This is a genomic window from Vibrio profundi (assembly GCF_005281835.1).
In the GTDB taxonomy this organism is placed as follows: Bacteria; Pseudomonadota; Gammaproteobacteria; order Enterobacterales; family Vibrionaceae; genus Vibrio; species Vibrio profundi.
Genome location: NZ_RZIS01000001.1, coordinates 247,620 through 266,528, shown reverse-complemented (window position 1 = coordinate 266,528; position 18,909 = coordinate 247,620). Strand labels below are relative to the sequence as shown.

Here is an 18,909-nt window from a genome sequence, read left to right as displayed (position 1 = left end):
CCTCAGTAGTTGTTATGATTTATCACCAAGGATCATATACTTATAGCATATGAATATCATGCTTAACTAATTTAGGAGAAATGTCACCTAAATAATTCGTCCTCTAACCACTTTATCGCCAAATCGAGGGATTGCTCATAACCTTTGCTGATCGATTTTGCATTAATTTTCTTAGCCTTACCGTACTGACTAAACAGCGCCACTAAACGGTTATCCATCGCTGGAGAAACAGGATCTCCTTCAAGAGACATCGCTAGAATTGGCACTTCCGTTTTACTGTTCGATAAAAAGCCTTGAATTTTCAATGACCAAGCCATCATTTGTCCGGCCAAGCTATGAATGTCCACAGGGGCTTTACCTAATCGGGACGATAGAACATCCAAGTACATTTTTGGCATCGCTTTAAGCTTATCTGAATTCGCAAAAATGTCGTGAATAGGCGCACCTAATGCCACACAGCCTTTGATTTTCTTCGGTTCTAAGAATGACAAACGCACCATGGCATTACCGCCAAAGCGGAAACCAAACAAACCTACTTTAAAGTGATCGACCCATGGGATTCGCGGCAGCTCTTCAAGTACCGCTTGGTGTAAGCAAGACGAGTCTTCGGTCAAGTTCCAGTGAGAGCTATGGCCAATTGACGGCATATCAACCGTCATCATCGCGATGCCTTTAGGGGCGAGGTAATCTCTAAACAAACGCCACATATCGGTTTGCAAACTGTCTAGTCCTGCACTCACAATCACCACAGGTTGCGGCTTAGAAGTATCTGACAGGTGTAACGTCGCTCTGACTTTCTTATTCTTATAGGGAATGTCGATCTTTTTGATGACGAAGTCAGTCAGCTTAGCCGCTTCATCATAGGCGGAGTTCGCTAACACCTGAGCTTGAATGGCAAGGTTGTCATTCTTTAAATGTGGGTATCCAGCAATGCTGAAACATAAAGAAGCCGAAAACAGTTCGTCAGCAGCCGCCTCTCCGGCTAAATCGTTAGCGGTTTTCTGGTGCTGCATGCCCAGTTTGGTCCACTCGTATGCCCAGTTTCCAGTGCGATAGCCCATGACAGTATCGAGCCACTCATCGGTTGTACGAGAGTTTTTCGACGATGCAATTCGAGATAAGACCGCTTCTTGCTCGATTGGGTCAATACCCTGCCATATCCATTGGTAGCGGCGTAAATTACGATACCAAGAACTATTCTGTTGCTCCCGCTTTTCCTCTAATAGCTCTTCAGAGCTCGGCATGTAATGCGTCAACATCGAGGTTTCTTTCGCTTGTTTATGTTTCACAAACAGCGTTTCAGAAAGGTTTTTACTGGTTTCTTCGGACATGAGGCTATTTTGATTAGGTGTTTGTCTAATAGTATAAAAAAAAATGACCCTATAAAGGGTCATTTTCAATAAATCATAGCTAGCGCTTACTTTTGCTTGCGGTTGATTGGCTCAACGTAGTTGATACCAGTATCCCACGGCTGCTCGATCCAAGTGTCTTGTGCAATGTCTACGATGTAATCATCAAGAAGATCAACGCCTGAAGGCTTAGCACATACAGCGATTAGTTTCGCTTTCGGGTACATTTCACGCAATTTACGTGCAGTATCACCGCTGTCCACTAGATCTTCTACGATTAGGAAGCCTTCACCATCACCTTCTGGAGCTTTAACAACTGTCATGTCGCGCTGATGATCGTGGTCGTAGCTAGAAATACAAATTGTATCTACGTGACGAATACCTAGCTCACGAGCCAGGATAGCGCCAGGTACTAAGCCACCACGACTTACTGCCCAGATACCTTTCCACTGCTCTGCTGGCATTTGCTTTTCAGCTAGTTGGCGACAATAAGTTTGCATGTTGTCCCAAGAGATGATGAATTTAGTCGTCATAGTTATTAAACCTAATAGTTATAAGCTTGTTGGTTTACGAATTAAGCAGCAGTTAAAACGTATTTCAAAATAAAGATTGCAGCCATTACCCATACACTGATGGATACATCACGGCCTTTACCACTTGCCAGTTTAATTGCAGCGTATGCAATGAAACCTAGTGAAATACCTTCTGCAATAGAGAAAGTCAGTGGCATAAGAAGACACGTCACAACAACAGGTGCAGCTTCTGTCAGATCACGCCAGTCAATGCTAACCAAACCAGATAGCATTAGAATTGCTACATAGAAAAGCGCACCAGCTGTCGCGTATGCTGGGATCATACCCGCCAATGGCGAGAAGAATAATGCAAGTAAGAAGAAAATACCAACCACAACTGCTGTTAAACCAGTGCGACCACCGGCAGAAACACCAGAAACACTTTCAATATAAGAAGTTGTGTTTGAAGTACCCAACACAGCACCGACAGTTGTTGCTGTAGAGTCAGCAAGTAGTGCTTTGTTTAGGCGTGGGATTTTTCCATCTTTACCAATAAGGTCAGCTTTTTGTGCAACGCCAACTAAAGTACCCGCGGTATCGAACAAATCGACAAATAAGAATGCGAATACAACAGAGATCATGCCGATTTCGAATACAGCAGAGAAATCTAACTGCATAAAGGTAGGTGCAATACTTGGTGGAGCAGAGATGATGCCACCGTATTGTACATCACCAAAAATAAGGCCTAGAACCGTTACCGCCAAGATAGCGATCATCACGCCACCTTTCACGCCGCGGTGTACTAAAGCGATGGTTAGGAAGAAACCAATTGATGCTAGTACAGCAGGAACCGATGTAATTGCGCCCATTGATACTAGAGTCGCTGGGTTATCAACGACAATACCTGCATTTTTCAAAGCAATGAAAGCTAAGAACAAGCCGATACCCGCAGAAATACCTGTACGCAGTGACATCGGGATTGAGTTAATGATCCACTCGCGGATTTTAAACACGCTCAATAGGATGAATAAGATACCCGATACAAATACCGCTGCTAGCGCGACTTGCCATGTATGGCCCATGCCTAAAACCACGGCGTAAGTAAAGAAGGCATTAAGACCCATGCCAGGCGCTTGCGCAATTGGGTAATTGGCAACAAAGCCCATGATGAAACAGCCAATAGCAGCCGCTAAACACGTCGCGACAAACACGGCACCATGGTCCATTCCTGCATCAGACAGCATCGCTGGGTTTACAAAAATGATGTAAGCCATCGTAAGGAAGGTTGTCATACCTGCGATGATTTCAGTGCGCACATTTGTGCCATGTTCACTGAGTTTGAATAGCCTTTCGAGCATAATCGAATCCTATAAGGGTAAAAAGTAAACGGTTGCGTAATCGATTGGCCTCGGATTATAAAGTCATCAAATAACAAATTCCAGATAGAATTAAGGCTCTAATCGATATTTATTGTACGCCGTTATGAAACGGTACGATTAACAAGTATAGAATAGTGATTAAAAACCTAATTAAAACAATGAGTAACAAATTGGAAAGCATCTATAAAATGGCGGTGTATTTTTGAACTATGTACTAATTTTTCAGGAAACTAAACGGCATTCCATTAGTAAAAGTATAGAAAAACTCCGAGTTGCTTCAACAGATTCAGTAATAAGCAGGAAAGTCGTCAATTGACGATTAAAAAGTAGGCAGTGATTTTCGACAGATAAAAAAACGCCACTCAAATTTGAGTGGCGGTAGAATTACTCAACCAAAAGGGTTGTAAAAAAATTCCAATATATAGGGGTGAACATAACGTTCAAGTCACATGCAATTGGTCTTAGTAACCAAAGCTTGTTGGGTATGCAAAGTTGCCAGTGTAAACAGAGTTGTTAAGCCAGAACATTGCAGATGGTAAACCTTTCATAACTATCACCTTATTAAATCAATTAAATACAATTTTGATTTCTCGGTTCCATGGAGGCGATAAAACGGACTCATCCTTTGAGCATTTACTCTTCGCGCTGAAGTTGGTGTTAATATACAACCCAAGAAAAAAGATTACAAGTTTTATTTGATATGAGTCACAAATATTTCATACAAACTGATAAAACCATCAAAAACCTGTAATTTAATTACAAAATTGACAGTTAAAACTCTCTTTATTCCAAATAAGTATGCAAGCAAACGATTAACTGGCTTTTGTGATCAATTGACGCCTTGTGTGAGTTTCAAATATTGAAACATTTCTCAATCATAATCCCTACTCCAGCTCCCTAGCTAATGGTATGCTGTCGGCCACAAAGTTAGATCCTTTCATGCAGTTTATAACTCTGAATATTGAGTATGATTGCATCAATGATATGGTCATTAAACACAACAGGAGTCATCCGTGTCTGAATTCCATTCTGAAATTAGCAACTTATCCCCTGCGCCTATTTGGCAGTTTTTCGATAAAATTTGCTCTATTCCTCACCCTTCAAAACATGAAGAAGCCCTAGCTCAATACATTATTTCTTGGGCTAAAGAGCAAGGCCTAGATGTACGACGTGATCCAACAGGTAACGTTTTCATCAAGAAGCCAGCAACAGCAGGAATGGAAAATAAAAAAGGTGTGGTGCTACAAGCTCACATCGATATGGTTCCACAAAAGAACGAAGACACGGTTCACGACTTCACTAAAGATCCAATCCAACCATACATCGATGGCGAATGGGTAACTGCGAAAGGTACCACTCTAGGTGCAGATAACGGCATGGGCATGGCATCATGTCTTGCAGTATTAGCATCGACAGAAATCAAGCACGGCCCTCTTGAAGTTCTACTGACTGTAGATGAAGAAGCTGGTATGACAGGTGCATTCGGCCTTGAAGCAGGTTGGTTAGAAGGCGACATTCTTCTAAACACAGACTCAGAGCAAGAAGGTGAAGTTTACATGGGTTGTGCTGGCGGTATCGACGGTGCAATGACATTCGATATCACACGCGACGCAATCCCAGCAGGCTATGTTACTCGTAAGCTAACATTAAAAGGCCTTAAAGGTGGTCACTCTGGCTGTGATATCCACACAGGCCGTGCCAACGCGAACAAGCTGCTTGCTCGCTTCTTAGCTGGTCACGCTCAAGAATTAGATTTACGCCTGGTAGAGTTCAAAGGTGGTAGCCTACGTAATGCCATTCCTCGTGAAGGTTTTGTAACTGTTGCAGTTCCAGCAGAAAACCAAGAGAAGCTGGCATCTCTATACAACTACTACACTGAGTTGCTATCTACTGAATTAGGTAAAATTGAAGACAGCATTGTTACTTTCAATGAAGAAGTAACTGTAGAGCAAGGTGTAATGGCTCAAGCTGAACAAGCACGCTTCATTGCAGCATTGAACGCATGTCCAAACGGCGTGATTCGCATGAGCGACGAAATTGAAGGCGTTGTGGAAACTTCTTTGAACGTAGGCGTGATCACTACAGAAGAAAACACAATTACGGTGCTTTGCCTGATTCGTTCACTGATCGATTCTGGCCGTTCTCAAGTTGAAAGCATGCTGCACTCTATTGCAGAACTTGCTGGTGCAAACATCGAATTTTCCGGCGCTTACCCAGGTTGGAAACCAGATGCGGACTCTGAAATCATGCACATTTTCCGTAACATGTATGAAGGCATCTACGGCCATAAGCCAAACATCATGGTTATCCACGCTGGTCTTGAGTGTGGTCTGTTCAAAGAACCGTACCCGAATATGGATATGGTTTCTTTCGGTCCAACGATCAAGTTCCCTCACTCTCCAGATGAGAAAGTGAAAATTGATACTGTAGAGCTATTCTGGAACCAAATGGTAGCCTTGTTAGAAGCTATCCCAGAAAAAGCGTAATCTGCTTTTTCAGTTTGAAAACCAATATAAATAAGAAACAGGCGCTAACTTAGCGCCTGTTTTTTTAGGTCTGATTATTTGTGTGGCGATGAAGCCGACAAGCAAAAGCGCTTATGCGCGAGTGGCCGCGTAGCTTTCTAGCTCATCAATTGATGTTTGAGCCACAATCTCACCGTCAATAAAGTAAGTGACCATTTCACCGTCACGAACACCGATCAAAGTCGCACGCTCACCAGATTGGTAAGTAATATCCATTTGAATCGTGTTCTCATCGATTTTCCGCATTTGACCCTTTTCGATCATATCAACACTGGAAATAGGACCTACGGGTGCCTCTGTCAGTGATGGATCAAGCTGGTCGTTGATATCTAACATCGTATCGACTTTGCTATCGAAGATATGCGGTGTGCCAGTTAATGGGTTGCTTCCGGTCCAGAACTCTAGTGAGTTAAAGACAAGATAATCCGCTGCAACAGTCAAACCATATACAGGCGCTAATAGAATATTCAAACCACCACGAGCGTAGCGGTTATCCACGGCTTTAAGGTTGAACTTCATTAAGTAGCCCGTCACTGCATTACTGCCCACACAGCCAGATAAGGCCATCGCTGCGACAGATAAAGCAACGATTCTAGTTATTGTTTTTTTCATAGTGCTCTCTATTAATTAACTCGATTCATATCAAGGCGCGGGATAGTAACCACATTTTTTATACTGTCAATCAAGTTAATGTCAGCCAATGTCAGCTGTCTTACAAATAAGACCTAACCATTCAGCGCAGTAGAACTGGCTCTTCCAATTCCATCTTCCTCATTTATGTGCGCCACAAATATCGCCATATTTTTCAACAAAAACTTCACCCCACAATTTTATGTGACGCCTATAAAGAACTTTTGTCGACACCAAAAATTAATAGAGTTGGTCTAAAAACACCCGATTGCTACATTCCGCTGAATTACCGTCTTTATCGGCCACTTAATCAGAGAAACTCATGGCAAGAATTAAACCCAACCCACCTTTTGAACTGCTTGGTTATACCGTTCAAGCAGGCCAGCGAATGGACATTGAACTTAAAGCGGCGCAGCTTTATACCCACTCCCCGCTTTCGATTCCTATTGAAATCATCCATGGACACCAAACAGGTCCAACGCTAATGGTGAATGCAGCTATCCACGGTGACGAACTTAATGGAGTTGAGATTGCTCGTCAGATCACCAATGCCATTGATCCGAAAAAACTTAAGGGCACATTGATTGTGGTACCCATTGTTAACGTGTTTGGCTTCATCCATAAATCACGCTATTTACCAGACAGACGCGACCTTAACCGCTGCTTCCCGGGAAGTGAGAAAGGCTCACTAACCTCACGTATCGCCTTCACTTTCTTCGAGAATGTCGTTAAGCGATGCAACTATATTTTGGATTTGCATACAGGGGCGATTCATCGGACAAACTTACCGCAAATTCGCGCGAACTTGTCCAACCCTGAAACTTTGAAAATAGCTAACGCTTTCGCGACACCAGTTATCGTAGATTCAGCATTACGTGATGGTTCGCTCCGTAGTGAAGCAGAAAAGCTCGGGATCCCAGTATTAACCTATGAAGGTGGTGAAGCCTTACGATTCGACCATTTGGCTATTCGCGCCGGTTATTTAGGTGTACATCAGGTAATGAAAGAAATTGGCATGTTACGTGCCAATCGTAAAAAACTGCCTTTGCCGGTAATTTGTCGTTCTACCAGTTGGTTGCGAGCAGAAGCCGACGGCATAGTCAGAAACATGGTGAGGCTTGGTGAAAAAGTAGAAGCAGGGCAAACCATCGCCTACATCAGTTCGCCACTAGGTCACCAAGAAATAGAAATGAAAACCGCAAAAGGCGGCATCGTTATTGGTCAGCAAACTTTACCACTGGTCAATGAAGGAGACGCCGTGTTCCACATCGCCTATTTCAAACAAGACGATGACGACGTAGAGCTGACTGTTGAGAGTTATATAGAAGAAGTAGCGGACGTTGATTGGCTAACTGAACTTAATAACTAGTTGATCAAAAATCGAGTTAGTAAAACACTCTTTCAGATACAAAAAAGCCCTGACTAATCAGGGCTTTTTTTCAATTCAACTGATGCGACTATTCAGCGTCAAACTCATCAGCGGCGCGAGCTTTTGCACGTGCTTCACGAGCTTGCTCTGCTTTTAATTCTTTAGCGTGACGAATTTCTTCGCGCTCTTTACGCTGGTCCGCTTTACGCTCGTTACGCTCAGCTTGGTTTTGTACGAAAGAAGCCAGTTCTTTCTCTGCCCATTCTTTTGCTTGAGCTTCAGTTTCAAAACCAGTCTCACGCTTAGATACTGTTGTGCTACGAGACGTCACTTGACGTGTAATTTCTGCACACCAGCCGTTACGTTTTTCTGAAAGGCGGATATCAAATTTTTTGTTCTTAGACATGTTGTTTATTTCCTAAGGGAGATCATTAAGGGATCGGTCAACTTTGATAACTCCATCTAAGCTGAGCATCTTTAACACCATCCCTTGGTAAGCGCGGTATTAGAGCACAAAACGATAGACATTGCTGCAAATATTTGCAGCGGATCACACTGCAAAATAGTAAATCGTTTGCGGCTAGCCACTCCCCTCAATTTCATGACGCTCCAAGGCCCGTTATTCGGCTGTTTTTTATCAAAAAGTAGGAAATGAACTATGCTGAAACGTATACAAATAGCGAAGCAACCAACCACTGCTTTGCTCACACTGCTCCCAATAACAAAAATAGCTAAGGAGTTGCTATGGATAGCTTCATTCAAAATTTACCGAAAGTTGAGCTGCATTTACACATAGAAGGTACCCTAGAGCCTGAACTCATGTTTGAGTTAGCCAAGCGTAACCATGTCTCTATTCCATTTAACACCCCTCAAGAAGTCCGAGACGCCTATCAGTTTCATAATTTGCAATCTTTCCTCGATATCTATTATCAGGGCGCTGAAGTTCTCATCCATGAACAAGACTTCTACGATTTGACTTGGGCCTACATGCTCAAATGCCAGCAAGACAACGTCGTACACACAGAAATCTTCTTTGATCCTCAAACTCATACCGAGCGTGGTATCGCCTTTGAAACCGTAGTCAATGGAATTACCCGAGCACTAAAACAAGCCGATCAGGAACTAGGGATCAGCAGTCAGCTCATTATGTGCTTTTTACGTCATCTCGATGAAGGCAGCGCATTTGAAACATTGCACCAAGCACTACCATTCAAGGACAAAATTATCGCTGTTGGGCTCGATTCATCAGAGCAAGGTAACCCGCCAGAGAAATTCAAACACGTTTTCCAAGAAGCTATCGAGCACGGGTTTCTTACCGTGGCGCACGCAGGTGAAGAAGGCCCCGCGCAAAACATCTCAGATGCGCTGACTATGCTAGGTACAACGCGTATTGATCATGGGGTTCGCTGCGCTGAAGATGAGGAACTCGTCAGTGAGCTAGCTGCCAAACGCATTCCACTAACGGTTTGCCCACTATCCAATACCAAACTGAAAGTCTTCGACAATATGCAGCAGCACAACATCGTCGACCTGCTGCGAAAAGGGCTATGTGTCACCATAAACTCTGACGATCCGGCCTACTTTGGTGGCTACATGAATGACAACTTCCAAGCCGTTGCGGACGCTCATTCCCTAACCAAACAAGAAATAGCCCAGTTCAGCATCAACGCCATTGAGGCAAGCTTTATCGCGCCCTATGTAAAAGAAGATCTCATTGCGAAAGTACGCGAATACATCCATTAAGCTTTAACGCCGAACGACGTAAATAGAAAAAGGGAAGCAAGCGCTTCCCTTTTTGAACTTCAATTTTGCCACCAACAAACTCATGGCTTTACGTTGAACGTAACCAATGAAAAATCAAAGCTTAACCTGGGTGACCATCCGCTCTTGGCGTTAACAGCATCATGGCAAAATGGCGCATAAACATGACAAATGCAAATACCCATAACCCGGCGCTAATATTCACTAAATCAATCAAGTAAGCAGGGAAAAAAGCCACGCCAACACTACGAATAAGCGCTGCCAATAATATCGCAGCAAACGGCCAGCCCATATTTGGCCCCTTATAAATAGCGCGACCAGTATGCCCCATCGTCACACGTGAAATCATCGCTAAAATAAGCCCGCCAAGGGCGCCAATCGCAAATAAATGCAACATGTTATGGTTCGCAAATGGATTATCGAGTAGGCCGCGTAGTAACAAGCTAAGCGGAATGCAAACGTAAGCTGTATGTAGCGACCAAACCAAAGGCTCCGATAGCGTTAACCAAGGCTTCCAACGAACAAATCGTACAAGCTGAAAAATCCCCGCCACCAGCATTAAGCCTTGTCCAAACTGAGCAAACGTCAGCGGAAAAAAGCTCAGAACAAACAAACCAACAAGCGGTAGGTTTGCCGCCCAATCTAGCCAAATTAACGGCTGTGCTTTTTCAAAATTGAATTTACGAGCCGTAAAGAATGGGATCACCCGTCCACCCATTACAGACAATAAAATGGTGAACCACCACAGCATTGCTTGCCACACAGCTGAAGCAGGGAATGGTGGCATGCCTTTTATCGCTGCATAACTAGCGAAATTGGCAACGATTGCGAGCATAAATAGCGGCACAAAAAACAAGTTTTTCCACCCTTTAGACTTCACCACTCGAAATCCAACTTCATAGGCAACGGCTAGTAGAAATAGGGCTTCTAAAGAAGAAATGAGCCAGAGCGGTGCAGGCGTCCAAAATAGCAACCTAGGTGCAAGCCATAATCCAACCAATAAACCCAGTCGGTGGTGTTTGGTTCCATTAACGCCTGTCCAAGTTTGTACGGCAGTTAATACAAATCCGGCTACAATCGCCATAGAAAACCCAAACAACATTTCATGAACGTGCCACCACAAGGCTGGCACTTGCAGCACACTAGGCTGACCATTTTGGAACATCCAAACCCATGCGACGATAGCGATAACCGCGTACGCACTGCCTAAGAAAAAGAATGGACGGAAACCAAGGCGTAGATACGCAGGAATTGCCTCTTCAACGCTTTTATCAGTGATATTTAACAAACTCACTCCTAACTACTTACTATTGAACCAGTGATGCCTTTCGGCGCTCCACCGTTGTCATCATAGCTTTCATATAGCAGTAATCACGCCAAGTCTAAAACAATATAAAATCAACAACTTACAAATAAACAGCTCGATAAAACGCGTCACTATGACATACTGAGACATGTCAAATAGACTTATAAATAACTAAAAGACCTAAACATAGCACTACAAATCCCTGCGTCGACACGTAATAATGGGCTCAATAAGCAAGACGAATTACCCGTTACGACAAGGAGAGTTATGTATATTTTTGGCTACGGCAGTTTAATCAATGCCGCTTCAAGAAAGCTGACAGGCCAAACTGGTCAGGCAATTCCGGCAATCGCACATGGCTTGGTTCGTCACTGGGGAAAGATAGACGACAGTTACGTGCTCTCTCCGTTAGTGGTTAATGAAGGTGATGGGCAAGTGAATGGGGTGCTGCTGGAAATCGATGATTTAGCACTCGCGGAGTTTGATCGTCGCGAGAAAGGTTACCACCGAATTCAGATTGATGCGCAGCAAGTCGAGACAGAACAAGAGTTCAATCACGAACATGAGATTTGGGTGTATGTTAAAGACCAGCCAGACGTACCGTGTATCAATAGCCCGATCATGCAAACGTATGTCGACACTGTGCTAGCGGGTTGTCTAGATGTGTCTGAAAGCTTTGCGCAGCATTTCGTCCATCATACTCAAGGCTGGCATCACCCACTTGAAGATGACCGTCACCAGCCTAAATACGGAAATCTAGCGGGTGTCGCCACGCATCATCAGCCACTCATTGACGAACTGATTTCTACCGTGCGCCCTGCCCGCTAATTACCGTTGAGAATAGATTAAACGATTCTTACACCTGCTGACATCGCACGCTCTGGTGTCAGCAACACACTTTCAGATTCATCATCGGTTTCAGCACACAGCAACGTACACTCCGACGTTTCTCCACGCATTTTCGCTTTAGCTAAGTTACACAACACAACCACTTGCTTACCTAGTAACTCTTCTTCCGTGTAATACGGCACTAAGCTTGTCACCGTCTGTAGGCTTTTTTCACCTACATCGATTTGTACAATGTAGAGCTTATCTGCGTTTTCATGTCGAGCCACTTCAGTGATTTTTCCTACTCGAATTTCCAGTTTTGCAAAGTCAGCGTAAGCGATCGTATCCATGTTGATTCCTTTATTGCCTTTAAAATTAACTTAAGTAAATTTTAGTAAAAGTATAAACGTTTACACTACCAACAAAGTCATTAAATACAAGTGGTAAAGCTCTCAATTTTGAAAGTAAAACTAGAGAACAATTGCCTTACTTACAGTGGCAGTGTTAAATGAACAAAGTTCAGTTTAGAGGTTAACCATGGCAACAATCAAAGATGTCGCCCGCGAGGCAGGAGTCTCTGTCGCAACGGTGTCACGAGTGATAAACAAATCACCGAAAGCAAGTGCAAACTCGATTGAGTCTGTCACCAAAGCAATGTCAAAATTAGGCTACCGACCTAACGCGAACGCTAGAGCGTTAGTCAGCCAAAGTACTAATACTGTAGGTGTGCTAGTCGGTGATGTTTCCGATCCTTTCTTTGGCACCTTAGTAAAAGCGGTCGACAATGTAGCCCGTGAAAATGGCAAACATATTTTGGTTGGCAATGGTTACCACAACCAGGAAGAAGAGAGGCAAGCTATTGAATTACTGATCAATAGCCGTTGTGATGCACTGGTCATCCACTCTAAAGGGCTATCAGATCAAGAGCTGATTGGGTACGCCAAAGAAGTAAAAGGTTTAGTGGTGATCAACCGCCACATTCCAGAAATAGAAGATCGCTGTATATTTTTGGATAACCACAAAGGCGCTTACCTAGCAACGGAATACCTCATTCGCCATGGCCATACCAATATCGCCTGCATTGCCTCATCTCATGAAATTGAAGATGCAGAGCAGCGAGTTGAAGGCTACCTAGCGGCACTTAAAGATCATGATATCGAGTTATCACCTAGCTACATTGAGTATGCAGAGCCAAGTAACGAAGGTGGCGAATACGCCATGACTAACCTGCTGACGAAATCATTACCTATCACCGGAATTGTTGCTTATAACGATTATATGGCCGCTAGCGCGTTGTCGGTATTGGATGAAAATGGCATCCAAGCGCCAGAAAAGGTGTCTATCGTAGGCTTCGATGATGGGTTAATCGCTCGCTATGTTCACCCGAAACTGACCACGATTCGTTACCCAATCCAAATGATGGCGGAAAAGGCCACGCGCTTAGCATTAAGCCGCGCCAAACAAGAGTCGATCACTAGCGACACGATGAAGTTCTCGCCGACTCTAGTGCGTCGAAATTCCGTAGAAAAAGTCTGATGGGCGAGAGAGCAGCAAGGTTTTGCTCGCCTCCCCTCGGAAAATGTGAAGTAAGCTTCACGCGAACATAAAAAAATGGCATTACCATCAGGTAATGCCATTTTTCGTTTTATCTAGGGTTAGGCAACACCGTGTCCCTTCGACGCTACCCAAATTCGATACCACTGCTCATGAGTCAGTGTTAACTCTAGCGCAGCAACCGCAGCTTGAACTCGCTCAATGTTGCCACTCCCAAGAATTGGCACTGGGTTAGATGGCATACGCATCACCCACGCCAAAATCACTTGATCAATCGACGCAGCACCAATCTCATGGCCAACATCAGTTAACGTTTCACGTAGACGAATCATTTGCTCACTGTTTTCAGTAAAGATTCGACCACCAGCCATACAAGACCATGCCATCGGCGTCACACGTGCTTGCTGCAATTGATCTAACGTACCATCTTCTGTCACTTGTAAATTAACTGGGTTAACTTCGACTTGGTTCGTGATAAGCGGTGCATCTAAACGCGATTGCAATAGATCGAACTGAGACGTCGTAAAGTTAGACACACCGAAGTGCTTCACTTTGCCCGCAGCGCGTAATTCAGAGAACGCTTCTGCTGCACCATCGGCATCCATCAATAAATCTGGGCGGTGTAACAGCAAAACGTCTAAGTGATCGGTGTTCAAGCGCGACAGAGACTCATCCGCAGACGCTAAGATTGCCGCTTTACTGCTGTTGTAATGAGACACTCGTTTATTGCCGTTGCCTGTGTTCTCCGGATAAATACCGCACTTAGACACAATTTGAATTTGCTCTCGCAAGCTCGGCTCTAGCGCCAACACTTCACCAAACATACGTTCACATGAAGACGCGCCGTATACAGGAGCATGATCGACCGTCGTGATGCCAAATTCGATGTGCTGCTTAACAAAAGAAAGTTGCTGCTGAGTGGTCATGCCCCACTCCGCCATACGCCAATAGCCTTGAATGAGTGGTGAGAATACCGAATGTTCGTTATGCACTGTATTACCCCTTATTATTGGTATTAACCGAGTCGCGATGCGCTCAATCATTTACTGTTCTTCACTCAGTATACTCAGCGCCAATAGCAGGATTAAAGCCCGAAAATCAGAAAAGATAATTCGATATAAAGTACAATAACATTTTGTTAATTTTCTATATTGAACGATAACACGCTTATTTGGGAGCTATAGGGCGATAGTCATGCATAAAATGCACAAAAGATTTGAGCGCTACGCGCTGTTCGGTGAAGTCGCGAAGCTGCTCAGTTTTTCAAAAGCCGCCGAGAACCTAGGGATCTCGCGCAGCTACCTTTCTTCGCAGATCAACCAACTAGAACAAGAGCTCCATACAAGCTTACTCATTCGTTCGACTCGAACCGTGCGCTTAACCTCTGCAGGAGAAAAGATCCTTGCCAAGATGAGCACCATCAATGATTCCATTGTGCAATTAGAGAAAGAACTCGAACACACCAAAAGCGAAGTCAATGGGCTGCTAAGAATCACCGCACCAACCATTTTTTGTCATCGCTTTCTCATGGATATTTGCCGAGATTTTCAAAAGATCTACCCTGAGATCGAATTTGATATCGATGTGGGTTACAACCGAGTTGATTTAGCGAAAAGTAGCTTCGATCTGGCGATTCGTGCGACCAACACCCCTCCAGAGAATATGATTGCCAAGAAGCTAATGCCCTATCAGCACATTTGCTGCGCTTCGCCAGATTACCTGAGCCAACACGGGACTCCAGCGCACCCAAATGATCTGACCCAGCATAATTGTTTATCTGACCCAAATTTGATGACCTGGCAGTTTTTCGATGGTGATAAGTCCATTCAAGTGGAGACTCAAGGAAACCTATTGGTCAGTGACAACTTTTTACTATTGCAGGCTGCGCAGCAAGCACAGGGCATCATAAAAATGCCGTGCTACTTGGTCGCACCGGCGTTAGACAAAGGTGAACTGGTGAGAGTTTTGGATTCGTACTTCATTGCACAAAGCCATATTTACCTGATTTATCCACCGCAATTGCGCCAAAGTACTAAGCTAAGCACCTTTACTGATTTTATGATTCAGTGGTTCAACCAAAGTTGTTAACTATCGGACATAAAAGAAAGCCCCAACAAAAAATTCTGTTGGGGCTTTTCCTATCAGATTCACAACTAAACGAACGAGTCCATTTAGCCTGACCAATTTGAGCTAAGAGTGACGCTAGTCTGAAGAATCCCCCGAAAATTCAAACTGATAGCAAGTGGAATAGGCGTATTCTTGATCTGGTGTCAGAATACAACTTTCTTGCTGCCACTCTGGATGGTTAGGTGAATCTGGTAAGAACTGGGTTTCCAGTGCTAGGCCCGCATAATCTTGATACTGACCTTGAATTCGATTAGGCGTCCCCGCCAACCAATTACCAGTATAGAGCTGCATTGCAGGCTTGCTAGAAAAAACTTTTAATGTAACTAAACCATCAGGTGAAATCACAGTTGCAGCACAAGCACCTTGCTTACACTGCGGGTCTAACAAGAACGAGTGGTCATAACCTTTCGCAGCAATTTGCTGTTGATGAGCAAGCAGCGTGTCTCCAATAACGGTCTCTTCATTCAAGTCGAAACTGGTTCCTGAAACTGGCTCTAACGCTCCTAAAGGAATGCCAACCTCATTCGTAGGCAAGTACTGCTCGCTGTTAATGCTAACAGTATGCCCTAAACAATCATGGCCTTCATCAGCGCCAAGTAAATTGAAATACGCATGATTAGTCAAATTAATCGCGGTGGTTTGATCGGTATTTGCTAAGTAACGAATGGAAACCTGATTCTCATCCGTTAGCTCATAGTGCACCGATACATGGACATTGCCAGGAAAGCCTTGGTCGCCATCGGCCGACTCTAAATAAAACACCACTGATTGCGAATTGTGCTCAACGATCTCCCAGCGACGTTTATCAAACCCTTCAACGCCACCATGTAACGTATTCCCCGCTTGGTTCGTCGTTAGCTGATAAACCTGATCATTGATTGCCAATTGCCCCTGAGCAATTCGGTTGGCGTAACGTCCAACCGTTGTGCCCATATAAGCTTGCTGAGCATAAAAGTCACCGATGTTTGTCACGCCTAATAACACCTCTCTCGGTCGCTCCTGGACTGGCACTCTACAACTTAGCCATGTTGCGCCTATGTCCATGAAAGTGGCGGTCATCCCATTGTTGTTACGCAATGTAATGACTTTGGCTGGATGCCCATCTTTCGCCAACTCACGCGTCATTGATTCCAACAACGTCGGTACTACTGCTTGTTCTGACATTCGATGCCTTCTATGCCGGTTTATCCGATGATGAAATGAAAAGTCGCTGATTAAGCAATCAAGCCAGCGCCATTTTTCGCTTGGCAGACATAAATCGAAGCATTAAGCCCAGTTTCAGCGTGATACTTTTCTTCGACTACGGCTTTCACCGCTTCCACCATGTCAGGGCGAACCAGTGACACAATACAACCGCCGAAGCCACCGCCAGTCATACGTACACCACCTTCTTCACCAATCACCTCTTTCACCATTTCAACCAGCACGTCTACTTCACGAACTGTGATTTCAAAATCATCACGCATTGAAGCATGAGATTCCGCCATCAGCTGCGCCATGCGCTTCATATCATGATTGCGTAGCGCATCCGCAGCAGCAACAGTACGGTCGTTCTCAGTGATCACGTGACGCGCTCGCTTAGCAACCAGTTCGTCGAGTTCACTCACTTTCTCATTAAACTGTTCGATAGTGACATCACGCAGTGCCGGAACGCCAAAAATACGGGCTGCTTCTTCACATTGCTGACGACGGGTATTGTATTCACTGTCGACCAAACCACGTTTTTTATTGGAATTAATGATGACAACCGCCATATCTTCCGGCATTGATACCGCTTGAGTTTCTAGACTGCGGCAGTCCAAAAGCATGGCGTGATTTTCACGGCCTTCTGCCGAAATCATTTGATCCATAATGCCGCAGTTACAGCCAACGAACTCGTTTTCTGCTTGCTGACCATTTAAGGCCACTTCAGCTTGAGATATTTCTAGGTTATACAAAACCTTAAATGTCTGGCCAATCACTACTTCTAAAGCCGCCGATGAACTTAAGCCTGCTCCTTGTGGCACATTACCGCTCACAGAAATATCAGCGCCTTGAAATTCAAAACCGCGCTCACGCAAACATTTCACCACACCGCGAATGTAGTTCGACCACATTTTATCTTGCTGGAAAGTGATGGCTTGGGTGAGATCGAATTCATCTACAGCATTGCCGTAATCCACCGACACTACTCGCACAATATTGTCATCGCGCTTTGCTGCCGCCACTACGGTTTGGTAGTTAATGGCACACGGTAGGACAAAACCATCATTGTAATCGGTATGTTCACCAATTAGGTTCACTCTCCCCGGAGCTTGAATGATATGTGTCGGTTGGTAAGACAGCACTGCGTTAAATGAATCAGTCACGTTTTTGATTAGATCAGTCATGAGAATATCTCTTTAATTCTTATAAATTTTTGATTGCTTAAATCTGATGGCGTAAGCGTGTACCGCTCGCATCTCTACGAACGGTTCATTGCCTATTACTGCTCTTTGTAGTGAACATCGCTCAAATCACGTAAACGCTGCGCTGCTTGCTCGGCGGTCAAATCACGCTGAGATTCTGCTAGCATTTCATAGCCCACCATGAACTTACGTACCGATGCACTGCGCAAAAGTGGCGGGTAGAAGATGGCATGCAACTGCCAATGATCGATGTCTGTGCCTTCTTCAAAGAACGGTGCGTAATGCCAACCCATCGAGTAAGGGAAAGAGCATTGGAACAAGTTGTCGTAACGACTAGTCAGTTTCTTGATCGCCACCGCTAAATCATCGCGCTGCTCATCTGTTAACTCACTCATACGGCGAATGTGAGTCTTGGGTAGCAACATGGTTTCGAACGGCCACGCTGCCCAGTAAGGGACTACGGCAATCCAGTGCTCGGTTTCAACCACGGTACGGGAGCCATCTTTCATTTCCGCTTCAACGTAATCAACCAGTAGGTTTGAGCCTTGCTGTTCGAAATATTCTTTTAGCAGTTTTTCTTTGCGCTCAATCTCGTTTGGTAAAAAGCTGTTCGCCCAAATCTGACCGTGTGGGTGAGGCTGAGAACAGCCCATGGTCTCGCCTTTATTTTCAAAGGCCTGAACCCACACGTAATCTTGACCTAACTCTTCAATTTGTTCGTTCCAAGTATCAATCACGCCACGAATTTTATTAACTGGCAGCTCTGGTAAGGTTTTGCTGTGGTCTGGAGAGAAGCAAATCACTCGGCTTAACCCGCGCACACCTTGCGTTTTAAATAGCGGGTTATCAGATTCTGGCGCAGCAGGTGCGTCCGGCATTAGCGCGGCAAAATCGTTGCTAAAAACGTAAGTGCCTTGATAATCAGGGTTCTCATCACCAGAAATGCGTGCGTTCGTAGGGCACAAGAAACATTCTTTGTCGTAGCTTGGCAGTTGCGCCGTGGACGGCTCTTCGTCTTGCCCGCTCCATGGACGTTTAGCACGGTGCGGTGAAACCAAAATCCACTGGCCCGTCAGTGGGTTGTAACGACGGTGAGGGTGATCAACGGGATTAAATTCAATATTCGACATCTTATTTACTCAACTCTTTAAAATTCTGTCTCTGCATTCGGCAATACATTGG

At 44.5% G+C, this 18,909-nt stretch carries 18 protein-coding genes; 6 read left to right on the top strand and 12 right to left on the bottom strand.

Annotated elements, in window-relative coordinates; all coding sequences use genetic code 11:
* Positions 1-83: 83 nt before the first annotated feature.
* The 4 genes from frsA to vcdP form a co-directional block, all read right to left on the bottom strand.
* Positions 84-1,331 (bottom strand): esterase FrsA, encoded by a 1,248-nt coding sequence (frsA, locus tag ELZ11_RS01175; RefSeq protein WP_137355541.1) that lies wholly within the window; start codon positions 1,329-1,331, stop codon positions 84-86.
* 86 nt (positions 1,332-1,417) lie between these two features.
* Entirely contained in the window at positions 1,418-1,882 is a 465-nt protein-coding gene (gene gpt, locus ELZ11_RS01170; protein WP_137355540.1) for a xanthine phosphoribosyltransferase, read from the bottom strand.
* Positions 1,883-1,923: 41 nt separating this feature from the next.
* Entirely contained in the window at positions 1,924-3,219 is a 1,296-nt protein-coding gene (locus tag ELZ11_RS01165; protein ID WP_137355539.1) for an NCS2 family permease, read from the bottom strand.
* Positions 3,220-3,701: 482 nt separating this feature from the next.
* The gene (vcdP, locus tag ELZ11_RS24140) at positions 3,702-3,788 is read right to left on the bottom strand and encodes a small protein VcdP (protein WP_483050735.1); all 87 of its coding nucleotides are present in this window, start codon (positions 3,786-3,788) and stop codon (positions 3,702-3,704) included.
* A gap of 465 nt (positions 3,789-4,253) precedes the next feature.
* Between vcdP and ELZ11_RS01160 the strand changes: the two genes are divergently transcribed.
* Complete coding sequence (locus ELZ11_RS01160) at positions 4,254-5,726, top strand: aminoacyl-histidine dipeptidase (protein WP_137355538.1); 1,473 nt, start codon at positions 4,254-4,256, stop codon at positions 5,724-5,726.
* Between the two features lie 111 nt (positions 5,727-5,837).
* Here ELZ11_RS01160 and ELZ11_RS01155 read toward each other — a convergent pair whose 3' ends face one another.
* Complete coding sequence (locus tag ELZ11_RS01155; protein WP_137355537.1) at positions 5,838-6,377, bottom strand: DUF3332 domain-containing protein; 540 nt, start codon at positions 6,375-6,377, stop codon at positions 5,838-5,840.
* 340 nt (positions 6,378-6,717) lie between these two features.
* Here ELZ11_RS01155 and ELZ11_RS01150 point away from each other — a divergent pair, with 340 nt between their 5' ends.
* Positions 6,718-7,764: a succinylglutamate desuccinylase/aspartoacylase family protein gene (locus tag ELZ11_RS01150; protein WP_137355536.1), complete on the top strand. Its 1,047-nt coding sequence runs from the start codon at positions 6,718-6,720 to the stop codon at positions 7,762-7,764.
* A gap of 88 nt (positions 7,765-7,852) precedes the next feature.
* Here ELZ11_RS01150 and ELZ11_RS01145 read toward each other — a convergent pair whose 3' ends face one another.
* On the bottom strand, positions 7,853-8,170 hold the full coding sequence (locus ELZ11_RS01145; protein ID WP_137355535.1) for a DUF3622 domain-containing protein: 318 nt from the start codon (positions 8,168-8,170) through the stop codon (positions 7,853-7,855).
* A 338-nt stretch (positions 8,171-8,508) separates the two neighbouring features.
* Between ELZ11_RS01145 and ELZ11_RS01140 the strand changes: the two genes are divergently transcribed.
* The gene (locus tag ELZ11_RS01140; RefSeq protein ID WP_137355534.1) at positions 8,509-9,507 is read left to right on the top strand and encodes an adenosine deaminase; all 999 of its coding nucleotides are present in this window, start codon (positions 8,509-8,511) and stop codon (positions 9,505-9,507) included.
* Positions 9,508-9,628: 121 nt separating this feature from the next.
* Here ELZ11_RS01140 and ELZ11_RS01135 read toward each other — a convergent pair whose 3' ends face one another.
* Positions 9,629-10,813 carry an NnrS family protein gene (locus ELZ11_RS01135; protein ID WP_137355533.1) on the bottom strand — a complete coding sequence of 395 codons (1,185 nt, stop codon included), beginning with the start codon at positions 10,811-10,813 and terminating at the stop codon, positions 9,629-9,631.
* A 285-nt stretch (positions 10,814-11,098) separates the two neighbouring features.
* Here ELZ11_RS01135 and ELZ11_RS01130 point away from each other — a divergent pair, with 285 nt between their 5' ends.
* The gene (locus ELZ11_RS01130) at positions 11,099-11,659 is read left to right on the top strand and encodes a gamma-glutamylcyclotransferase family protein (protein ID WP_137355532.1); all 561 of its coding nucleotides are present in this window, start codon (positions 11,099-11,101) and stop codon (positions 11,657-11,659) included.
* Between the two features lie 17 nt (positions 11,660-11,676).
* On the opposite strand, the gene ELZ11_RS01125 is transcribed toward ELZ11_RS01130, so the two are convergent.
* Positions 11,677-12,009: a tRNA-binding protein gene (locus ELZ11_RS01125; protein WP_137355531.1), complete on the bottom strand. Its 333-nt coding sequence runs from the start codon at positions 12,007-12,009 to the stop codon at positions 11,677-11,679.
* 187 nt (positions 12,010-12,196) lie between these two features.
* On the opposite strand from ELZ11_RS01125, the gene ELZ11_RS01120 reads away from it, so the two are divergent.
* On the top strand, positions 12,197-13,195 hold the full coding sequence (locus ELZ11_RS01120) for a substrate-binding domain-containing protein (RefSeq protein WP_137355530.1): 999 nt from the start codon (positions 12,197-12,199) through the stop codon (positions 13,193-13,195).
* A gap of 119 nt (positions 13,196-13,314) precedes the next feature.
* On the opposite strand, the gene ELZ11_RS01115 is transcribed toward ELZ11_RS01120, so the two are convergent.
* Positions 13,315-14,205, bottom strand: coding sequence for an aldo/keto reductase (locus ELZ11_RS01115; protein WP_279631067.1), 891 nt, complete (start codon positions 14,203-14,205; stop codon positions 13,315-13,317).
* A 202-nt stretch (positions 14,206-14,407) separates the two neighbouring features.
* On the opposite strand from ELZ11_RS01115, the gene ELZ11_RS01110 reads away from it, so the two are divergent.
* Positions 14,408-15,301, top strand: a complete 894-nt coding sequence (locus ELZ11_RS01110; protein WP_137355528.1) for a LysR family transcriptional regulator — start codon at positions 14,408-14,410, stop codon at positions 15,299-15,301.
* A 114-nt stretch (positions 15,302-15,415) separates the two neighbouring features.
* Here ELZ11_RS01110 and galM read toward each other — a convergent pair whose 3' ends face one another.
* From galM to ELZ11_RS01095, 3 genes are all read right to left on the bottom strand, one after another.
* Positions 15,416-16,504 carry a galactose-1-epimerase gene (gene galM / locus ELZ11_RS01105; protein WP_137355527.1) on the bottom strand — a complete coding sequence of 363 codons (1,089 nt, stop codon included), beginning with the start codon at positions 16,502-16,504 and terminating at the stop codon, positions 15,416-15,418.
* A gap of 50 nt (positions 16,505-16,554) precedes the next feature.
* Positions 16,555-17,709, bottom strand: coding sequence for a galactokinase (galK, locus tag ELZ11_RS01100; RefSeq protein WP_137355526.1), 1,155 nt, complete (start codon positions 17,707-17,709; stop codon positions 16,555-16,557).
* Between the two features lie 95 nt (positions 17,710-17,804).
* Positions 17,805-18,857, bottom strand: coding sequence for a UDP-glucose--hexose-1-phosphate uridylyltransferase (locus tag ELZ11_RS01095; protein WP_137355525.1), 1,053 nt, complete (start codon positions 18,855-18,857; stop codon positions 17,805-17,807).
* Positions 18,858-18,909: the final 52 nt, after the last annotated feature.